Below are 6173 nucleotides of genomic sequence, written 5' to 3' on the forward strand. Positions count from 1 at the left end.
ATGATCACCCTTGCCCCGCGGACCGGCTCCGCCGACACCATCACCACCGCCGAAGCCTCGGTCCCGGCGCTGGTGCGCCACACCTGGATTCAGACGATGCGGCTGCTGCTGCGGTGGGTCCGGGATCCGGTCACCTTGCTCGAGACGCTGATCGTGCCCTGTCTGCTGTTGCTCATGCTGGATATCGTGGTGGGCTCGCAGATCGAGAAGTTCTCCGGCAGCAGCGCCCTCTACGGATCGGTGCCCATGGTGTGCCTGGTCGGTGCGCTGTCGGGCACCGTCGCCAGCGGCGTCATGCTGGGGCGCGAACGCGATGCCGGACTGCTCGCGCGGTTCTGGGTGCTGCCGGTGCACCGGGCCTCCGGACTGGCCGCGCGGATTCTGGCCGAAGGCTGCCGCATCTTCGGCGGCACACTGGTGATCATCGGCTTCGCCATGCTGCTGGGCTTCCGCTTCCAGCAGGGACCGCTCGCCGCCTTCGGCTTCCTGTGGGTGCCGGTGCTGTTCGGGCTGGCCTTCGCCACCATGGTCACCGCCATCGCCGTCTTCACCGCCAAATCCACCCTGGTCGAGGCGATCGCCATCCTGTCCTCGCTGCTCATGTTCTTCAGCACCGGATTCGTCCCGCTGGGCGCCTATCCGGAGTGGATTCAGCCGGTGGTCCGCAATCAGCCCATGTCGGTCGCGGTGAACACCATGCGCGCCCTCGCCGAGGGCGGACCGCTGGCCGGTCCGCTGCTGCACACCATCGTCTGGTCGGTGGGCGCGATCATCGTCTTCGCCCTGCCCGCCGCCTACGGCTACCGCCGCGCCAGCCGCCGCTGATCGAGCCACCCTTGATCGAGCCGCCCGGATCGATCAAGGGCCCTTCCCGGAAATAATTACGCCCGGGCGCGTCGACCGGCCGAATAATCACAGGCGGCGGATTAAGCTGTCCGCCGTGCTCGAACCCGAAACCCCCGTCGCGCCCCACCCTGACATCGCACATCTGGCCCCGCTGCTGGGCACGTGGCGCGGCCGCGGGCAGGGTGAATACCCGACCATCAACTCCTTCGAATACCTCGAGGAAGTGCACTTCGGTCATGTCGGCCGGCCGTTCCTGACCTACCGGCAACGCACCCGCGCCGCCGACGACGGCCGCCCGATGCATAGCGAAACCGGATATCTCCGGGCGCTCGGCGGCGATCGGATCGAACTCATCCTTGCTCATCCGACCGGGATCACCGAGATCTGCGAGGGCACCCTGGTGCGCGACGGCGAGGGCATGCGCATGGACTCCACCTCCATCGGCCGCAGCAGCAGCGCGAAATCGGTGACGGCCCTGGGCCGCAGCATCACCCTGGCCGGGGACACCCTCAGCTACCGGCTGCGCATGGCCGCTGTCGAGCAGCCGCTCCAGCGCCATCTCGCGGCCACCATGCACCGCGCCAACTGAGCGCCGCGCACGCGCTCGGTGACCGCCGGATGAATTGAAATCCAACTCCCAGATCGAACGTCCGGGTGACCTGGGACACCTTCGCGTCAGAAGTGTGCGGGATCACACTTGAGGGTTGCCAGGCCCATCACACTCGGATTACCGTTCCTTACGGTGGCAAACAGTCAGCCAACCCTAATGAGCATCGGCTATCCGAAACTCACCGTTCGGATCGGCTAACTCAATCCCCCTAAACAAGGGAGTTGGATATGAAGCGCTCGGCCCTCTTGCTACTCACCACCGCGGGCATGGTGCTCGCCGGAGCCGGTGTCGTCGAAATCGTCGGCGATGCGTCCACCGGCGGCCCGCCCGCGAAATCACTGGCCCAGCAGCGCTATGTGTCCGAAGCCCTCACCGGGGAAATCCAGCCCGCCGCGTGCGTGAGCCTCGGCGGGCGCTATCAGACCTCCTCCCCGCGCTGATCGCGCGACCCCTCCCGGCTCAGTACCCGGGCGGTAGCGCCGTGAGCATGTCCCGGGTCGCCGCCACCGCATTGTCGGAGCTGCCGCCGCGCACCAGCAGGGTCGCCCAGGCCATATCGCCGCGGTAGCCGACGAACCAGGAGTGCGAGCCGCCGTCCACTTCTGCCTCACCGGTTTTCCCGTACACCTCGCCCTGATCGCGCACGCGTTCGGCGGTGCCGCCGAGCACCACCTTCCGCATCATCATGCGCAGCCCGTCGAGCACGTCCGCGGGAAGTTGCGGGCGTTCGCCGGTGACCTCGGTAGGGTGGCCGGAAATGAGATACGGCACCGGCGTACTGCCGTGCGCGATGGTCGCGGCCATGAGCGCCAGGCCGAACGGGCTGGTGAGCACCTTGCCCTGACCGATGCCGTCCTCGGCGCGCTGCACCAGATCATCGTCGCGCGGCACCGAACCCGAGACCGTCGGCAGTCCGGCCACGGTGTAGTCCGGGCCGATGCCCAATGCCGCGGCGGCCGTGCGCAGGTCCTCGCCGCCGAGTTCGGAGGCGATCTTGGCGAAGGCGGTATTGCAGGACCGCTCGTAGGCGGTCGACATAGGCACATCGCCGACGGTGAAGAGGTTGTAGTTGGGAATCGTGCGCTCCCCCACCACGATCCGGCTCGGGCACGGGACAATGGTGTCGGGGGTGGCGTCGCCGGTGGTCATGGCCGCGGCGGCGGTCACCGTCTTGAAGGTGGAGCCGGGCGGATAGAGGCCCGCGGCGGCGACCGGGCCGTCGGCGTCGGCGGCCTCGTTCTGGGCAATGGCGAGAATGGCGCCCGTGGACGGCTGCAGCACCACCATCATGGCCTGTTCGGCGCGGCCGTCGACGGCGGTCTGGGCGGCGTTCTGGATATAGCGGTCGATGCTCAGCTGGAAGGACGGGGAGACCTGTGGCGCAACCTCTTTCAGGACGTCGGTGTCGACGCCGTTGGCGTTCACCGTGACCACGGTCCAGCCCGCCTTGCCGTCCACCTCGTCGATGACGGTCTTGCGGACCTGGGTCATGAGATCGGGGGCGAAGCGGCGGTCGGTGGGTACCAGGTCCCACTGCTTGCCGAAGGTCACGCCCGGCAGGCCGAGCAGATCGGCGCTCACCTGGCCGAACTCCCATTCCGAGAGGACCGCGACGGTGTAAGGGCCGTCGGCCTTGCGGGCGGCGTCGATGACGGCGGCGGGGGTGAGGCGCTCGTCGAACTGCCGCAGCACCGTCGCCAAAGCCGTTGCCACCGCGGTCGGATCGGTATTGGCGGCGCGGGTGAAGGTGATGCGGTAGACCGGGCCGGGCACCAGCACATCGGTGCCGGAGCGCTCGTTCACCCGCGCGCGGGGCGCGGGGATGGCGCGCAGTTGCAGGCTCTGGGTGTCGCCGAGTTGCGGGTGGATGTTCGAGGACATCCAGCGGACCACCCAGCCGCCCCCGCTGCGGCCCATGTAGAGCTGGCCGCGATAGGTCCAGACGCGGTCCTTGGGCAGTTTCCACTCGTAGGTGTAGTCCACGGTGGCGGTGTCGCCGGTGACGCGGGTGGCGCCGGAGGTGGCGCGCAGTTCTTCGGCTTGGAGCTGATCCCAGGCCGAAGTCAGTGCGGGACCGGCTTTTTCGGGCAGGCTGGTGAGATTCGCCGCGGCCTGCACATCGTGCGCGGCGAAGGCGTCGAGGAAGGCGTCGGCGGTTTGCGCCGGACCCTGCGGACCCGACGAGCACCCGGCGGCGGCAATCGTGATCGCGACGGCGATCAGCGTGGTGAGGACCCGTGTTGACATCGGCACAGATGCTAGAGCCAACTACTGGCAAACCCCGGCGACACACTGCACCGGAAAGGATTTCACGCCGATATCACATAATTCGGTCAGTCCAGCAGAACCGTGGCGAATGTGGCGATTTGCCGGAATCCGACCTTGGCGTAGGCGCGGCGGGCGGCCTCGTTGTAGCAGTTCACGTACAGGCTCGCGGTGCGGCCCGACGCCACCACCACATTGGCGACGGCCGCGGTGCCCATGGTGCCGACGCCCCGGCCGCGGCGCTCGGGATGCACCCAGACGCCCTGGATCTGGCCCGTGCGCCGGGACAGCGCGCCGACCTCGGCCTTGTAGACGACCTCGCCGTCCTCGAATCGCGCCCAGGCGCGGCCGGATTCGATGAGGCTCGCGACGCGGCGGCGATAGCTGCGCCCGCCGTCCCCGGCGCGGGGATCGACGCCGATCTCCTCGGTGAACATGGCGACCGCGGCCACCAGATAGCGGTCGATCTCCTCGGGGCGCACGCGGCGCACCTGTAGATCGGGCTGCACACCGGCGGGCTTGTCCAGGGCCAGCAGCGGTTGATCGGCGCGCAGATCGCGGGGCGGGCCCCAGTGCTCGCAGAGCAGTTCCCACAGCGGCAGCGCGAGTTCGCGGCGGCCGACCACCGAGGAGCAGATGCGCGGGCCGCGCACGGCGCGATCGGCGAAGGCGCGCAGATCGGTCCGATCGCCGCGCAGCGGGACCAGATTCGCGCCGGAGAAGCACAGGGATTCGCCGGGACCGCCGCGGCTCCACAGCTCACCGTAGGCGCCGCGGGAGTCCAGGCCGTACTCCTGCAAGCGCGCGGCGACCATGCAGGTCGCCACCGGATCGGTGTCGAGCACCCGCAGCACCTGTGTCAGATCGCGGTTCGCGAGCTGACGGGCGCCGGAGGCTGCTCCGATACGAGACGCGGCCCGACGCGTCGGCTCCAGCACACTCCGCACGTTCACAGCGTGCCAGAACTTCTGAAAACGTGCCGCACTATTGGCTGTGACCGCGCGTCGGGCGGCCACAGCCTCGCTCCCATGCGGGAGCTAACCCGCGGTGACAACCGGCGAGCCGCTTTCCACGGTGTCGCCCATCTCCTCGGCAAGGCGCATGGCCTCCTCGATGAGGGTTTCCACGATGAGGTGTTCGGGCACGGTCTTGATGACCTCGCCCTTGACGAAGATCTGGCCCTTGCCATTGCCGGAGGCGACGCCCAGATCGGCCTCGCGGGCCTCGCCGGGACCGTTCACGACGCAGCCCATGACGGCCACGCGCAGCGGCACTTCCATGCCTTCCAGCCCGGCGGTGACCTCGTTGGCCAAGGTGTAGACATCGACCTGGGCGCGGCCGCAGGACGGGCAGGAGACGATCTCGAGCTTGCGCGGGCGCAGGTTCAGCGACTGCAGGATCTGGCCGCCGACCTTGACCTCCTCGGCGGGCGGAGCGGACAGCGAGACGCGAATGGTGTCGCCGATGCCCTGCGATAGCAGCGCGCCGAAGGCGGTCGCGGACTTGATGGTGCCCTGGAAGGCCGGGCCCGCCTCGGTCACGCCGAGGTGCAGCGGGTAGTCGCACTGGGCGGCGAGCTGGCGGTAGGCCTCGACCATGATCACCGGGTCGTTGTGCTTGACCGAGATCTTGATATCGCCGAAGCCGTGCTCCTCGAACAGGCTCGCCTCCCACAGCGCCGATTCCACGAGGGCCTCGGGGGTGGCCTTGCCGTACTTCTCCATCATCCGCTTGTCGAGGGAGCCCGCGTTGACGCCGATGCGGATGGGGATCCCAGCGGCACCGGCCGCCTTGGCGACCTCCTTGACGCGGCCGTCGAATTCCTTGATGTTGCCCGGATTCACGCGCACCGCAGCACATCCCGCGTCGATGGCGGCGAAGATGTAGCGGGGCTGGAAGTGGATGTCGGCGATCACCGGGATGCCGGACTTCTTGGCGATGATGGGCAGCGCGTCCGCGTCCTCCTGACGCGGGCAGGCCACGCGCACGATGTCGCAGCCGGAGGCGGTGAGTTCCGCGATCTGCTGCAGGGTGGCGTTCACATCGTGAGTCTTGGTGGTCGTCATGGACTGCACGGACACGGGGAACTCGCTCCCCACTCCAACATTGCCCACCATCAGCTGGCGGGTCTTGCGCCTAGGCGCGAGGACCGCCGCCGGTGCAGCGGGCATCCCCAATCCGATGGCTGTGCTCACGAGAGTGTGCCTACTTTCGTCATGATCCTCACCCTTCCGGTCCCGAGTCTAACGACGCCCGATTACCGCTCGCCCTGTGACAGCGGCGACAACGGTACATCTCCCGAGCAATCAGCCCGGAATCGGCCGACCCCTACGATGGGTATTCGTTGCAGTCCATGCGAGGGCGTTTGGAGCGAATTGTGAAGGTAGCGAACATCGATCACTGGCCGACCACCCCCGAACAGGCCATCGCCCTGCAAGAAAGCCTGCGCTCC

At 68.2% G+C, this 6173-nt stretch carries 6 protein-coding genes; 3 read left to right on the plus strand and 3 right to left on the minus strand.

Annotation, left to right across the window (positions count from 1 at the left end):
• The 3 genes from NC4_RS37175 (at position 1) to NC4_RS37185 (ending at position 1896) form a co-directional block, all read left to right on the plus strand.
• Complete coding sequence (locus NC4_RS37175; protein WP_067548779.1) at positions 1-825, plus strand: ABC transporter permease; 825 nt, start codon at positions 1-3, stop codon at positions 823-825.
• Positions 826-931: 106 nt separating this feature from the next.
• Positions 932-1435, plus strand: a complete 504-nt coding sequence (locus tag NC4_RS37180; protein ID WP_067548782.1) for a peroxynitrite isomerase — start codon at positions 932-934, stop codon at positions 1433-1435.
• Between the two features lie 248 nt (positions 1436-1683).
• Positions 1684-1896 carry a hypothetical protein gene (locus tag NC4_RS37185; RefSeq protein WP_157555455.1) on the plus strand — a complete coding sequence of 71 codons (213 nt, stop codon included), beginning with the start codon at positions 1684-1686 and terminating at the stop codon, positions 1894-1896.
• A gap of 19 nt (positions 1897-1915) precedes the next feature.
• Here NC4_RS37185 and NC4_RS37190 read toward each other — a convergent pair whose 3' ends face one another.
• The 3 genes from NC4_RS37190 to ispG form a co-directional block, all read right to left on the minus strand.
• Positions 1916-3703 carry a penicillin-binding transpeptidase domain-containing protein gene (locus NC4_RS37190; protein ID WP_067548788.1) on the minus strand — a complete coding sequence of 596 codons (1788 nt, stop codon included), beginning with the start codon at positions 3701-3703 and terminating at the stop codon, positions 1916-1918.
• A gap of 86 nt (positions 3704-3789) precedes the next feature.
• The gene (locus tag NC4_RS37195; RefSeq protein WP_084530160.1) at positions 3790-4668 is read right to left on the minus strand and encodes a GNAT family N-acetyltransferase; all 879 of its coding nucleotides are present in this window, start codon (positions 4666-4668) and stop codon (positions 3790-3792) included.
• Positions 4669-4758: 90 nt separating this feature from the next.
• Positions 4759-5892 carry a flavodoxin-dependent (E)-4-hydroxy-3-methylbut-2-enyl-diphosphate synthase gene (gene ispG / locus NC4_RS37200; protein WP_067548791.1) on the minus strand — a complete coding sequence of 378 codons (1134 nt, stop codon included), beginning with the start codon at positions 5890-5892 and terminating at the stop codon, positions 4759-4761.
• Between the last annotated feature and the right edge of the window lie 281 nt (positions 5893-6173).

The sequence above is a fragment of the Nocardia crassostreae genome, assembly GCF_001613405.1.
GTDB classification, from domain to species: domain Bacteria; phylum Actinomycetota; class Actinomycetes; order Mycobacteriales; family Mycobacteriaceae; genus Nocardia; species Nocardia crassostreae.

Bases quoted from the DNA above. Each gene is read 5' to 3' on its own strand.
- NC4_RS37175 (WP_067548779.1), top strand. From the start codon at position 1: ATGATCACCCTTGCCCCGCGGACCGGCTCCGCCGACACCATCACCACC.
- NC4_RS37185 (WP_157555455.1), top strand. From the start codon at position 1,684: ATGAAGCGCTCGGCCCTCTTGCTACTCACCACCGCGGGCATGGTGCTC.
- NC4_RS37190 (WP_067548788.1), bottom strand. From the start codon at position 3,703: ATGTCAACACGGGTCCTCACCACGCTGATCGCCGTCGCGATCACGATT.
- ispG (WP_067548791.1), bottom strand. From the start codon at position 5,892: ATGCCCGCTGCACCGGCGGCGGTCCTCGCGCCTAGGCGCAAGACCCGC.